Annotated in this window: 11 protein-coding genes and 1 tRNA gene; 5 read left to right on the top strand and 7 right to left on the bottom strand. The window is 53.9% G+C overall.

The features are described from left to right. Positions 1-57: 57 nt before the first annotated feature. Positions 58-750 (bottom strand): sensor histidine kinase, encoded by a 693-nt coding sequence (locus KGB24_RS03820; RefSeq protein ID WP_008033064.1) that lies wholly within the window; start codon positions 748-750, stop codon positions 58-60. Then, positions 747-2351, bottom strand: coding sequence for a tetratricopeptide repeat-containing response regulator (locus tag KGB24_RS03815; RefSeq protein ID WP_192227954.1), 1605 nt, complete (start codon positions 2349-2351; stop codon positions 747-749). Before KGB24_RS03815 ends, KGB24_RS03820 begins: the two co-directional genes overlap by 4 nt. A gap of 243 nt (positions 2352-2594) precedes the next feature. Between KGB24_RS03815 and KGB24_RS03810 the strand changes: the two genes are divergently transcribed. Continuing rightward, positions 2595-6728: a CheR family methyltransferase gene (locus KGB24_RS03810; protein WP_223415584.1), complete on the top strand. Its 4134-nt coding sequence runs from the start codon at positions 2595-2597 to the stop codon at positions 6726-6728. A gap of 7 nt (positions 6729-6735) precedes the next feature. On the opposite strand, the gene KGB24_RS03805 is transcribed toward KGB24_RS03810, so the two are convergent. Both KGB24_RS03805 and KGB24_RS03800 read right to left on the bottom strand, forming a co-directional pair. Beyond that, positions 6736-7275: a hypothetical protein gene (locus KGB24_RS03805; RefSeq protein ID WP_223415585.1), complete on the bottom strand. Its 540-nt coding sequence runs from the start codon at positions 7273-7275 to the stop codon at positions 6736-6738. Positions 7276-7423: 148 nt separating this feature from the next. Then, positions 7424-7522, bottom strand: a tRNA-Arg gene (locus KGB24_RS03800). Between the two features lie 132 nt (positions 7523-7654). Here KGB24_RS03800 and KGB24_RS03795 point away from each other — a divergent pair. Next, on the top strand, positions 7655-9082 hold the full coding sequence (locus tag KGB24_RS03795) for a tyrosine-type recombinase/integrase (protein WP_223415586.1): 1428 nt from the start codon (positions 7655-7657) through the stop codon (positions 9080-9082). An 84-nt stretch (positions 9083-9166) separates the two neighbouring features. Next, a complete protein-coding gene (locus KGB24_RS29345) occupies positions 9167-9367 on the top strand; it encodes a helix-turn-helix transcriptional regulator (RefSeq protein WP_411740726.1) in 201 nt (66 codons plus the stop codon). Between the two features lie 99 nt (positions 9368-9466). Here the strand turns inward: KGB24_RS29345 and KGB24_RS03785 are convergent, their stop codons facing one another. Continuing rightward, a complete protein-coding gene (locus tag KGB24_RS03785) occupies positions 9467-9958 on the bottom strand; it encodes a hypothetical protein (RefSeq protein ID WP_223415587.1) in 492 nt (163 codons plus the stop codon). Between the two features lie 824 nt (positions 9959-10782). Here KGB24_RS03785 and KGB24_RS03780 point away from each other — a divergent pair. Continuing rightward, entirely contained in the window at positions 10783-11142 is a 360-nt protein-coding gene (locus tag KGB24_RS03780) for a hypothetical protein (RefSeq protein ID WP_223415588.1), read from the top strand. 16 nt (positions 11143-11158) lie between these two features. Continuing rightward, positions 11159-12577 (top strand): relaxase/mobilization nuclease domain-containing protein, encoded by a 1419-nt coding sequence (locus tag KGB24_RS03775; RefSeq protein WP_223415589.1) that lies wholly within the window; start codon positions 11159-11161, stop codon positions 12575-12577. A gap of 309 nt (positions 12578-12886) precedes the next feature. Here the strand turns inward: KGB24_RS03775 and KGB24_RS03770 are convergent, their stop codons facing one another. Next, positions 12887-13024 carry a hypothetical protein gene (locus KGB24_RS03770; protein ID WP_223415590.1) on the bottom strand — a complete coding sequence of 46 codons (138 nt, stop codon included), beginning with the start codon at positions 13022-13024 and terminating at the stop codon, positions 12887-12889. A gap of 217 nt (positions 13025-13241) precedes the next feature. Then, positions 13242-13739 (bottom strand): hypothetical protein, encoded by a 498-nt coding sequence (locus KGB24_RS03765; protein WP_223415591.1) that lies wholly within the window; start codon positions 13737-13739, stop codon positions 13242-13244. Between the last annotated feature and the right edge of the window lie 135 nt (positions 13740-13874).

The following is a 13874-nucleotide window of genomic DNA, read 5'->3' as shown; positions in this document are numbered from 1 at the left end:
CAGAGTTCAAAGCCCTCATCGCTGGCAAGCCAGCTCCTACAGGGGGATGCGGGGTATTCAGGGGAGATAGAGGCTGAACACTCCACCGCCCAACGGGCCGCCGTTGCTGATTTCTGTGCGCCCACCGATGCCGTTGCGCTGATGCAAGGCGGCAATCCGTCCGGCGAAATACAGGCCCAAGCCGGTGCTGCCGCTGCTGTGGTTGATGCCCTGCACGTAATCGGCCTGACGCTCGATCATCTCGGCCGGATAACCCTCGCCATCGTCGTTGATGGTCAACACCAATTGCCCGGCCTCGTCGCTCACCGTGATCAACAATGCGTGACGGGCGTAACGGATGGCGTTGTTGATGCTGTTGGCCAGCACCGACGCAATCAGCTCACGGTCGAAGAAACCCAGCGGGCTCAGCGGGTCCACTTCATAGGTCGCCATGATGCCGCGACTGGCGAACACGTCCTGATGGCAGGCCAGTTGCGCTTCGATGAAGTCATCCAGTTCGTGATAAGCCGGCTGCAGCGGCATCTGGTTGACGCCGAGTTTGTACAGCCCCAGCAACTGAACCAGCATGCCGTTGAGGTGGGCGAACTCGAAATCGATCACGCCCTGCTCCGGGGTGTGCCGCGCCGGATCGGGCAAGCGCGCCAGCCATTGGCTGTGTGCCTGCATCAGCATCGCCAGAGAGTTCTTCATGTCGTGCACGGTGGAAGCAATCACCGTGGAGAAATCCAGTGCCGGGTTGTCTTGGTTCATCCGCTGAACGCCTTGATTTTCAGTTTCTGATAACGCGCATATCGCGCATCGGTGTCGGGCATCAGGCCGACCGTTTTCAGGCAGGCGCGACATTCTTCAAGCTCCGCCGATGGCGCGCTGGTGTCGGTGCCATGCAGCAGCGATTGCGCCATGTTCAACGCAATACTGATGTTCTTCGGTTGCAACGCCAGGGCTTTGCGGAACACCGCCCGCGCCTCCACCAGGTTGCCGGTCTTGTACACCCGCACGCCTTGACGGTTGAGTTCCGCAGCATCGTTGCCGGAGTTGAGGATGCTCGGGTCGTCGGTCAGCTTGGCGATACCCTGCATCACTGTCGGATCGTCGCCGTAGATTTCTGCGCAGTTTTTCAGCATCGACTTACCGGCATCAGCCTGCCCAAGCATTTGCAGCTGCTTGGCCACCAGCAGCGCCGCTTCGGCACTCATGAATTGCTCCATGCCATCGAGGCGCAACATCGCTTGCTCGGTGAGCTTTTCCGCGGTTTCGGCGTCGTTGAGCAACAGGCTGGTGGCCTTCATCAGCCGCGCACGAATCTGCAGGCCCGGGTCGGAAGGGTTTTCCTTGGCCACGGCACTCAGCGTGGTGTTGATTTCCAGCCGGGTCCGGGTGTCCAGGCCCTTTTCGCTGCCCTTGCTGATCAACGCATGGGCGAGACCGAGGTTGCTTTCGGCGTCCTTGAAACGTGACTGGGCACCTTGGCTGACGGCCTGACGGTAAGCTTTGGACGCGGTATCGAAATCTTCGTTGGTCATCGCCAGCTTACCCAGCAGCGCTTGCCGGCGTACGGCCAGCGGCGACAAACGAATCGCCTCCTCCAACACCTGTTGCGCAGCCTTGGTGTCGCCCTCGGCGACCAGCACATCGGCCATGCCGTCATACAGCGCCGGCATCATCGGGAACACTTTCAACGCTTTTTCGTAGACGCCCTTGGCCTGGCTGACCTGACCCCGCTTGAACAGCAACTGGCCCAGCCCGGCAAATGCCCATGGCAAAGGCCGATCGGCAATGATGCTGTCGTAGAGTCGCTCCAACGCTTCGTTCTGATTCAAGTCGCGCAAGGCATCGGCGCGGTAACGCAAACACAGCGGCGAGTAGCGGATGTCCTGCTTGCACAAGGCGATGCAGGCATTGAGCACTTCAACCGGTTTACCGCGATCGAGCGCCTGCAGGATCGGCTTGAGCAAGGTCTTGCGCTGCTCCAGACGCTCCAGGCGTTGGGCCAGGCCGGAACGGTTGAAGGGTTTGGTCAGGTAAGCATCGGGCTCGTGTTCCAGGGCGCTGAGCACCATCGCCTGGCTGGTCTCGGCGGTGACCATGACGAACACGGCTTCGTGGCTGATCAGCTTCTCGACCATCAGGTCTTCGAGAACCTGCTGACCGTTCTTCTTGCCATCACCAAGGTGGAAATCCTGGAGGATGAAATCGTAGGACTTCTGCGAACACATGCGCAGCGCCTGCTCGCCGGTGTCGGCGGTGTCCACGTCCTTGACGCCCAGCTCACGCAGCATGGACCTGACGGAACTGCGGAAATCCGAGAAATCATCGACGATCAAAAAACGCTTTTGGTGATACGACAGCATCGAAGATTTCCAGGCAATTTTAAGAAGAAGATCATGACTGTCCGGGTTATCGGCCAGCAGGGCCATTCACTTGAAGAATTGGAATGCATTTGCGCCGCTGGAGTCCAAATTTAAAAGGGCCGCGAATGCGGGCTAAATATTTGAAGGCGTTATTGAAAAACGGGATTATCCTGATTTATTGCAACGCGTCTGCTACCCCTCTTTCAGACCCAGACGCTCCCGTCGTCGGCACAGGCATAAGTTATGACCACCACCCCCAATCGCTCAGTGAACTCCAATGAGCGAAAGACCCTGATCCCCAGTACCCTGGATTTTCCGGTGGTGGGAATTGGCGCGTCGGCAGGTGGGCTGCAAGCCATCAAGCTGTTCTTCGAAAACATGCCGCAGGACAACGGCATGGCGTTCGTGATCATTCTTCACCTCTCCCCCGATCACCAGAGCATTGCCGACAGGATCGTCCAGGAATCGACCGCGATGCCGGTTCTGCAAGTCACTGAAAGGGTGTCCATCGAGAAAAACCATGTGTACGTCATTTCACCGGCACAACGCCTGTCGATGAACGATGGTTTTCTTGAGGTCAGTACCAGCGATACACGGGAATCCCGGCACGCCTCGATCGATCTGTTCTTCCGCGACCTGGCCGATGTCCATCGGGAACGAGCGTTCTGCCTGGTGCTGTCGGGCACCGGTTCCGACGGTGCCGTCGGTCTTTCGCGGATCAAGGAACAGGGCGGCGTCACGCTGGCGCAGGCACCGGAAGACGCCGAGTTCGATGGCATGCCCCGCGCCGCCATCGATACCCGTATGGTTGACCTGGTTCTGCCGGTCGTTGAAATGCCGCAAAAACTGCTGGAGCTGTGGCGTAACTCTCAGGAAATCAGCTTGCCCATTGCCAACGACCCCGAACCGCAGACCATTGTCGCCATCTCCGAACGCGAAGCGCTGGTGGCGGAGCAAATGCTGCACGACATTCTGATCCAGTTGCGTACCGGCACCGGCCATGATTTCAAACACTACAAACGCGCCACCGTGTTGCGCCGGATCGAACGGCGGATGCAGGTCACGTCTCAACCGGATCTGGCGTCCTATTTCCATTACCTACAAAACAATCCCGAAGAAACCAAGGCCCTGCTCGGCGACATGCTGATCGGCGTGACCAACTTCTTCCGCGATCGCGAGGCCTTCGAAGCGCTGGAGCGCGATGTCGTGCCGCAACTGGTCAGTGCCGCCGTGTCGGCACAGCCAGAGAAAGAAGAAATTCGCGTCTGGTCTGCGGGTTGTTCCACCGGCGAAGAAGCCTACAGCCTGGCGATGTTGCTCAGCGATCAGTTGCAACTCGACGCCAGTGCGGCTTCGCTGCAATTGTTTGCCACTGACATTGACGAGCGCGCCATCAGCGTCGGCCGGGCCGGGCTGTACCCGCAAGCCATCGTCACCGACGTGCCGCCCACGCGACTGCGGCATTACTTCCTCAAGGAAGATGACCATTACCGGATTCGCAAGGAAATCCGCGAAAAAGTCCTGTTCGCCAAACACAGCCTGCTGTCCGATCCGCCGTTCTCGCAGATCGACCTGATCGTGTGCCGCAACCTGCTGATCTATCTCGATCGCGAAGTGCAGCGCGAAATCCTGCAAATGTTCCACTTTGCCCTGCGCCCCGGCGGGTTCCTGTTTCTCGGCTCCTCCGAGAGCGCGGACGCGTGCCACGAACTGTTCGCCCCGGTAGACAAACGCAACCGGATCTTCCGCGCCAAAACCGGTACGGCCAACAGCCGCCGCACGCCGACCATGCCGCGTGGAGGCTACGTGCGGACCAACATTTCCCAGCAGCCGACGCACAGCGGTGTGCAGCGCAAAACCTCTTTCGCCGACATCCATCAACGTGCCCTCGAACAATCGGCGCCACCGAGCGTGATCGTCGACGCCAACGCCGACATTCTGCACATGAGTGAAAGTGCCGGGCGTTTCCTGCGGCACGTCGGTGGTGAGATGTCGCGCAATTTACTGACGTTGATCCTTCCAGAGCTGCGCCTGGAACTGCGCACCACGTTGTTCCAGGTTCAGCAAAGCAGCCTGTCGGTCAAATCCCGCGAGGTGTCGATCAAGCGTGATGAGCGGCGTTATCTGATCGATCTGGTCGCTCATCCCTACAAGGATGAAGGCTCGGACAGCGAGTACGTGCTGGTGATTTTCGAGGAGGTCGAAGTCGATCCTTCAGAGCTGGCGGCAACCACCGTGCTGCAGAACGAAAACCAGGTGCTGTCCAACCTCGAACGCGAACTGCAACGCACCAAGCTGCATTTGCAGGACACCATCGAACAATCGGAGGTCTCCAGCGAAGAGCTCAAGGCCTCCAACGAAGAAATGCAGGCGATCAACGAAGAGCTGCGCTCGGCCACCGAAGAGCTGGAGACCAGTAAAGAAGAGCTGCAATCCATCAACGAAGAGTTGCTGACGGTCAATTTCGAGCTGAAAACCAAGGTCGAAGAAACCGACAAGATCAACGACTACCTGACCAACCTGATCGCCTCCACCGACATCGCCACGGTGTTTGTCGACCGCAGCATGCGCATCAAGTGGTTCACCCCGCGTGCCACCGACATTTTCAGCATGCTGCCGGTGGACACCGGGCGCTCCCTGCTCGACATCACCCACCGCCTGCATTACGACAATCTGGCCGGTGACGCGGCGCTGGTGTTCGAATCGCTGAACATGATCGAGCGTGAAGTCAGCAGCACCGACAATCGCTGGTACATCGCCCGCCTGCTGCCCTACCGCTCCAGCGAAGACCACATCGACGGCACAGTGTTGACCTTCATCGACATCACCAAGCGTCGGGCGGCCGAAGAAGAGCTGCGCCTGGGCGAGGAGCGCATGCGCCTGGTCGCTGAAAGCACCCGCGACTACGCAATCATCACGCTCGATGAACAAGGGGTGATCACCACCTGGAACAAAGGCGCGGAGTTGATCTTCGGCTACAGCAAGGCCGAGGCCGAGGGCGCCTACTATGACTTCATCTTCTCTGCAGAGGACCGCGCCGCGGGCGTGCCGGAAAACGAGCTGCTGACGGTGCGCAACCACGGCCGCAGCGACGATGAACGCTGGCATTTGCGCAAGGATGGCAGCCGCTTCTTTTGCAGCGGCGAAGTGACTCTGCTCAGCGGCGATAACCTGCAGGGCTACGTGAAAATTGCCCGTGACCTGACCGGCCATAAACGCCAGCACGAAGAACAGAGCCAGGAACTGGCCGAGACTCGTAACACCAACAACCTCAAGGACGAGTTCTTTGCGGTCATGTCCCACGAGCTCAAGCATCCGCTGAACCTGATCCAGCTAAACGCAGAATTGCTGCGGCGCTTGCCGGTGACCAAGTCGCTGGCACCGGCGGCCAGGGCGGTGAACACCATCTGCGACGCGGTCACCAGCCAGGCGCGGATCATCGACGATCTGCTGGATGTCGCCCGGGTCCGCACCGGCAAGCTCAAGCTGCAAACGGTCGCCGTCGACCTCGCCAGTGTGCTGCGCGATGTCCACACTGTCGTGCTCAATGACCAGCATGACGTCACGGTCGAACTGCTCGTGCCGTCCGATGCATTGATGGTCCAGGCCGATCCGACACGGCTGGAGCAAATCATCTGGAACCTGGTGAACAATGCACTGAAATTCACCCCGGCCAAGGGGCGTGTGCAATTGATCGCCAGCCAGGCCGGGGACATGGCGCGGCTCGACATCAAAGACAATGGCGTCGGCATTGCCCCGGAAAACCTCGATCACGTGTTCGACCTGTTCGGCCAGGCTGAAAAACAACATGCCACCCATAACCGTGAAGGGCTCGGGATTGGTTTGTCGCTGGTCCGTCAGTTGACCGAGGCGCAACGCGGTGCAGTCGAGGTGAGTTCGGCCGGCGTAGGCACAGGCTGCACGTTCACCGTCTACCTGCCATTGGCCAAAACCGCCGGCGAAGCGCAAGCCGCTGCCCAGACCGAAGAGGCCTGCGGCAGACTGAGCGGACTGACGATTCTGTTGGTGGACGATTCCGCGGACGTGCTGGAAACCCTGAAAATGCTGCTGGAGATGGAAGATGCGCAGGTAATTGCCTTTGACCGTCCGGTGGCGGCGCTGGACGCGGCAAAAAGCACTCGATTCGACCTGATCATTTCCGACCTCGGCATGCCGGTCATGAATGGCCACGAGTTGATGAGCGCACTGCGTGAGTTGCCGCTCGCGAAGGATGTACCGGCCATCGCCCTGACCGGCTACGGGGCTCACAGCGACATTCAGAAATCACGACAGTCGGGCTTTGACCAGCATGTTGGCAAACCGGTGTCCTACGATGACCTGATCCAGACCATCGAGACGCTGCGCAACCAGCGCTGAAGCGCGCTCAGTTCAGATAGTCGCGCTGCACGCAAGCGCGCCGATCGATCACCTGCCTGAGACGCTCCTTGTGATCGGCCCAGACCATAGGGTCAACCTTGGTGGAGCGCATCAAGACGAGCATGGCCTCCTTGGCGTCCAGGTACTCTGACCAGGCATCGGCAGACCTGAGCTTCAAGCGTTCACGCTCAGTCATCTCCATCCGGCGCAACGCGACGACCGACTCATCGGTAATCACCGGACTCAACGTCAATTGCACCCGGTGCGGCGCGACGAACTCCTGAGTGTCCGCCACAATCTCTCTCGCCCGCTGGGTCCCCCACTTCAATGCGGCGCAGTAATGCTCACCCGCCTTGAGGTCATGATGCTCCTCGCGAATCGGCCAGCCATCAGCGCCATAGACACCTACAAAAATCTGGGTAACCCCTTCAACACTGATCCGCGCATGCACCTCGATTTGCACGCCACTGCCCAGCACTTCTTCGTGGGTGTGCAGAGGCAATCGCGTGTTGGTCCACAACCAGAATTGGGCGCCCCTGCGTCGCATCGATTTCGCTCCCTGTGTGGTCTTTGGAGTAAGGCACAGCAACGAGCGTCTTTCAAATGTTGGTCGTCAGGTGATCGCACACGAAAAAGCCCCGCCGGATACGAGATCCTGGCGGGGCTTTTTTGACAGCCACAGGGCTGGAAATTGATGGTGTCCCAGGGCAGGTTCGAACTGCCAACCTTCCCCTTAGGAGGGGGATACTTATTATCGACAACCGAAGACAGATTTTGAGAAAACCTCCAGAGACCCTTGCTAACCGGCTATTTCATAAGATTTTTTTAATACGATGAGCGACAGTCAAGGACAACGAAAGACGTTGAACGTCACCAGAAGTAGTTGCTAGAGTAGTAACCAGTAGTGACTACTTTTTGGTGACTTGATGGCCGGAAACACACAAGACAAACGGGTAAACGATCAGCGCCTGCGGGGGCTTCGGGACGGCGGAACGCTGACTGAGAGTATGTCCGGTCGAGGGACTGGAAGCATCCTGTTCAAGAAAATCGGATCGGTCACGACTGCGTATTACCGCTGGAATCTCAACAAGAAACCTGGACAGCTCAGCATCGGTCAGTACAAGTCCACACCCTCGTCATCAGGAATGATGCTCTCTGAGATCAGAGAAAAGGCACGAGAGCTTGTAGACATACTGCTCAGCTACGGCTGCCCAAAAGACTACTTCACACGCCAGGATGCTGAAGCTCGATCTCAAGTCGAAGCGGAAGCTAAAGCTGCTGATGAGATGGCAAAGCTTGGATCGTTCAAAGATCTATTAGACAGCTACTCTGCTGATCTTGCCGCACGAGAGAGGGTGAAAGCGCCGCAGATCGCACGCATGTTCACTATGCACGTCATCGAGCCTTTTCCTGAGCTTGCTCGCAAGCCCGCACGTGAAATCACAGACGCAGACATCTTCGAGATTTTGAGTAGACTGAAATCAGCAAAACCTCGAAGTCGAGGGAAAGGCAACACGACACCCGCACCAGCGACAAGCATGCGCTCGACAACTGACACGCTTCATACGTATTTGAGCGCCGCATTCAAGAGAGCTAAGAAAACGAAGCGGAATCTTGAGCGACCGAACCCTGATGCAAAAAATTTCGGATTGACTCATAACCCTGCCGAAGATGTAGGTGCGCTAGAGAACGTGTACACCGGCGATACAGAGTCCCTCCAGCAGCCCGAACTGATGGAGCTTTTGCTGCACCTGGATATGCTGCCAGAGCATCAGCGGGCCATAGCCCTAGCACCGATCTACCTTGGTGGTCAGCGACTGAAAATGCTGCTCGATTTGCGCTGGGAGCATGTAGATGACCAGGGTATGTTCGTTTTCGACAAGAAGGGCAACCGTACAGAGCCGCACCCGCATTTCCTGCCGTTTACCCCCCGAATACTTGAAATCATGGCTCCGCTTTTAGAAACACGGTTCAGCGATCTCGGCCCCTTCGCATTGTCCCAGAAGCTAGTTGGCACTTCGTACGCCAGTAAATTCTACAGCGGTGCCGGTACGACGCTGAGCGAAGCGGGTAAGACAAGGTACTTCAGCTGGAAAGAAGTGAGGGCAACTGCTGAGTCGGTCCTTGCTGGCCTGGGCGTAGCGAAAGAGACAAGGGCACATCTACTCTCTCACGGACGCACTGATGTGCAAGACAAGCACTATGACCGCAACGTGTATCTGCGAGAAAAAATCGATGCGCTGGAGGCCTGGTGTCAGTTTCTCGACAACGTGAAGAAAGGGGTTTTCCGCACTGACATTAAGATCGTGAGGCTGTCAGAGATCCGACCATCCCAACCAAAGCCCGCCAAATGAGCGGGTTGCCCTGCGCCAATCAGCTTGACAAAAAAGAAAACACTTGACCTAAACAGCAGAGATCATTATTATCTGATATATTATATGGCCGCAGGAGGCAAAATGAATGCAGTGATTTCTGATCGTTTTTTGAGCATGAGTGACGTAGCAGCTATTCTCGGGGTATCCAAGAGGACCGTTGAGAGAATGGAAAAGCGAGGGACGCTTCCGGCGAAGGCAAAGCTGAGTCATAAGACAGTGGGATGGCGCTCTAGCAGAATTCAGGAGTTTTTAAGCACCCTGTAAATCAGGAGCACCTGATGATCAGTCGCGCATAGAAGGCACCTTTCTAGGTGCCTTTTGCCATATCCGCTAATTGCTAATACTTATTTTTACCTGGTTCGGTCATGATCCCCCCTCCTCTTCCTTCAACTTGGCGTTGCCCCAGGCCAGAGCTTTTTTCGAATCGGCTTCTTTGATGTTCCAACCGCCAACGTTGCTGATCAATTGGCGTATGGGAGTCCAAGCCTTCCAAATTTCGTATGCTAATTGACGGTTCTCTGCACTCGTGCATTTTGGATCATCTTCGATCAGTACAGTGATGGATTCAGGCATTGCACTCATGAATTCGACTATTTTCGCACGAGTAAGATATTCCTTCTTCTTTACAGCTTTTTCTCTTTTGAGAAACGGGAACTCTCTGAAATACTTATCCAGCTTTGCGGTTGCTTCTGGAGCTGAGAATAGAGCCCTGACTTCGTGCTGCTTTTGAACAACCTGGTCGTAAGAAACAGTGATGAGCCTTTGCTTCTTCTCGCCATACTTCACCCTGTAAAAGCTTACACTCGTTGCTGCTTCTCTTATCCAGAGCCCGCCTTTTTCTTTACTAGCTTGCATGACCGCCTCTTCTTATTATTGTTATGGGCAAAATTAATTTGCTGCGCAGCTTTATTATAACATTAAAATAAGCATATATATCACGCAACGCCGCATGTGACAGAATTTCTTACAGCCTCTTGCTAAGTTGACCAGCTGGGGCTTGCTTGGAACAATTCCTGTACACATGTAGATAGGTGTAACGACTTTGTTCCTCAATACCTTGTGATAGCTGGTAGAAGTCGGCTTCTCGCGAACACCCTCTAGCTCATGTGGATACGCCCTGGGGGCGTAATCTGAAGGCGTCAGACTGACATTAGCTGGGTAGGGAGCTTCCAGAGACTACCCGCTGGCTAGATTCAGCGGAGCTGGTATTAAACTATGTCACTCGCTGACGCATGCGACATATCACATGAGTAAAGCAGGCAGCATGTGACATATCACACGCTTGCAAATTCAACACGTGACATATCACGTAACAAGTGAAAAATGGATGTGATATATCACGCTATAAAAACAAACAGAACGTGACATATCACACAAAAATAAATCCATCGCGCGATACATCACAATAAACCAATAAAGTTACGTGACATATCACGCCCCCAATGATGTGACAGAAAAACCATCAAAAACCAATGAGCCAAATAAAGCAAGTCAATATTTAATGTTATAATTAATTTGCAAAAACAAAATCTAAGCAAGCTATGTTTCTCCCCCGCACCAAACCTCGTTCCTCGGTCTGGCACGGTATCGAAACGGGCTTGTGCTCAAACCCGTCGGGTTCTGCGCTTTGAAACAAAATCAAAAAAAACACCAATAAATATAATAATAAGGTGAGCATAATGGAAAAGGTGAAGACCAAGGGCGGTCGCCCAAAAAAGGATAATCCCAGAACTGTGGTTTCGGAGGTTTATCTAACCCCCGAAGAAGCAGAGCAACTTAGAGCAGCAGGCCGGAAGTTCGGCTATTCATACCTCTCCCAATTTTTAAGGCTTGCAGCCTTCGCTCTCATCAAGCAAAAGGGCATTGGCCTAGATGCAAAGTTAGCTTCTGTTTCCGCCTATCTTTCTTCAATCGCGAGCGACATTAATTCTTTGAATGATATTTGCAGTCGTCCCGACATGCCAGAGTCTGCATTTGTACTCTCTGACTCTGCTAGAAGAAAAATCATAAAGCTAAACGAAATAATACAAAAACAATAATAAATGGAGCACAAAAATGATAAGCAAGGGTAAAGAATTTTCCCCGACTTTTAGGAATCGAATTGTCTATGAGTTTGCAGCGCGAGCCCAAGATTTCGAGAAACGAAAGCATGTTGAGTTCATCGGCGGAAATCTGATAGCAAAAAATCCGTACTACGAAGTGATGGATGACGGAGAGAGAAAAGTTTTTGTGGATGTTGAGCCGATCATTCATGAATTTGAAAGCTACACAAGTCTTTATAAGGGTGAAAGCAAAAAACTCTGTGGCCACTACATTTTATCTTTATCGAAAGGTGAGACATTAACGACAGCAGAATGGACTGAAGCCGTAAGAAAATACATGTGTGATCTTGGCTACGATGAAACAACAAAATACGTCGCCGTTATACATAGAGACACAGATTGTGAACACGCCCACATCGTTAGCTCAAGAGTTCGTCTCGTTGAAGCTGATCCTCTGAGTTCGCGTAGCGCTCTTGGAGCCCACTTCGAGCTAGTGAGCGATAGCAACGATAGATTCAAGGGTATGGATTCTGCGAGGGAAATTGAGCAGCTATACGAATTGGCTGCTCCCGTTACTGATGGGTGGACTAAGGAGATCACAGCTAAAGGAGATCCGGAAAAGGATCAGGCCCATATTATTAGAGGGATTTCAAAAGTCATATTCAAGGCAAGCAATCGCCCATCAAATATGTCGCAGCTAGTAGATAGATTCGCAGAGCGCGGCATCCAAATTCGTGTGCGAGATAAGAATGGTCTGGTAGAGGGCATCAGCTACAGGCTCGACCGGCAAGATGGTCGCTGGATCAGTGGCAGCACAATCATGTCCACGAAGCTGACTTTTCAGTCGTTACTGCGCAACGGAGTGAGCTACATAGCTTCCCGCGACAACGCAAAGCTTGGCCTGGGTATGCCAACAGCATCTCCAGACGCTCAGTCCGTACGTAATGACGGTGCCTTGTATCGTGCGTACGTAAAAATCAGCAAGCCGAATCAGCGTTTGAAATCGTACTTTAGCAAGCACTCTAAGCGTACATACATGCACCACTCCAATGATCGCACTCAGCTATTTATGGGTTTCAATTTCGGTATTTCATTCACTCTAAGGAAGAAAACCCGTAATGAGGTCGAGCTTGAGATCGAAAGGGAGCGCGTCGCCAAGCTTCTCGAAGATATGTTTAAGCTTATTCAAAAAATCATGGATACTCTTTTTCGTGGGATGGCTGTGCATTTCGACCGTGACGCCGATGTCGCAGACTACCCCCAGACAGCCTTGCGGCTAAATGCACCAGTCGCTGTGGACTCCACCGGCCAGTTCGTTTTGGACGAGAACTGGGAAGAGAGCGTCATGACGCAAACCAGAAATCAATTATTGAGCCTTGCCAAAATGTGTCACGAGAGTGAAAGAGAAGCGGTCCTAGGGCTTAACGCTTAAGAAAATTCATTGGAAATTGGGGCGGATGGACTTATTCGCCCCAGTGGTAGAGCGCTGTTACCCCTCCATCGCCCCCAAGGCGTAAGAATCAACGTCCCTTTCTATTGATGCAGCGCTGGCATAGCTTCCATTTCCAACCGTCGATAATTTCTTCGACAGCTGGGGAGTCACCGCAACGCTGACAAACTAGGCTCGTTGCAAGCTCAACGGCATAGCCAAGTTTTTGAATGTGAGGTGGTGCAAACGCGCAATCTACGCGTAGGAACCCGTGTTCAGGCCGAGACACGACTTCGCATTCGTAATCTTCGCTCAAATTTTCAAGGAATTGGCAAAGCCTTGCCAGCCGCGATAATTCTCACCAAGCCAGCTAAATTCGGTCTTAACGTCGGGCAGCATATGCCGAATTGACGCAAGTGGATCTACTGATTTTTCTCTTTCATTACTCATGATCAGACCCTTGGTTGACAACAAAGAATATTGGATAGGTTTCGCTGCTGCGTGAAATCCGGGTTTTTGCAGTGCCCGTAGGTCTATTGATTTCGCGCAGAGACGTTTTTGACAGGGTGGTTTTATTGGATAGGTTTGTAGCAGTTTACCTGGCTTTCATGAGAACGATCGGCAATCACCCCCTCAAACCCGCTGGTCAGCTTACGGCGAAGCCGTGTCAGTATTCTTCATCAGGCACGAAGAATCCGAGCGGCCGTATCACTTTATCAACCGCACCTGCGACTCTCGGTTCTGCGTAAAACTCTCTTAGGTTGTAGCTAAGGGCAACCGCGAGTGTTAGCTGTCCCTCATCTAGTTCGTTTGGATCGAACGGCCACAATTCAATCCTAGTAATTTGTTTGTCGTTAAATCCAACATTGTCGACAAAAATCTTCCCCTCTGAAAACACCGGCCAGCTTTGGATCGGCACTGCGAATGTTTTATGCGGCCGATCAGCGAGCATCGTTCGAGCATCGAGAAATGTATCGCCTACAGGTACTAGCCCGTCGCCATGCAACCCTCGGACGTGGAACTCGGCAAGCTTCGGCGAGGAAACAAACTTTCGCACATCTGCAATTGAAATCAGGCCATCGCGGGTACCCGAATGCAGCGCATTCAATAGTTTTTTGAGTAGATCCGGCTCGTTAGCCATTACTACGAGTGTCATATCATTCATTAACGCTCATCACATCGGTTCACCGTGTTGTGTAGTTCGGACTAAGCAACTGCTTATTAATATACACAGGAGTCACGGCTGGTGCACTCGTAAATCTAATAACTCCGCGACCGTGGATCGCAAGTAACCAGGCCT

It is taken from the genome of Pseudomonas sp. BF-RE-25 (assembly GCF_019956105.1).
In the GTDB taxonomy this organism is placed as follows: Bacteria; Pseudomonadota; Gammaproteobacteria; order Pseudomonadales; family Pseudomonadaceae; genus Aquipseudomonas; species Aquipseudomonas migulae.
This window is presented reverse-complemented; position numbering and strand designations above follow the sequence as displayed.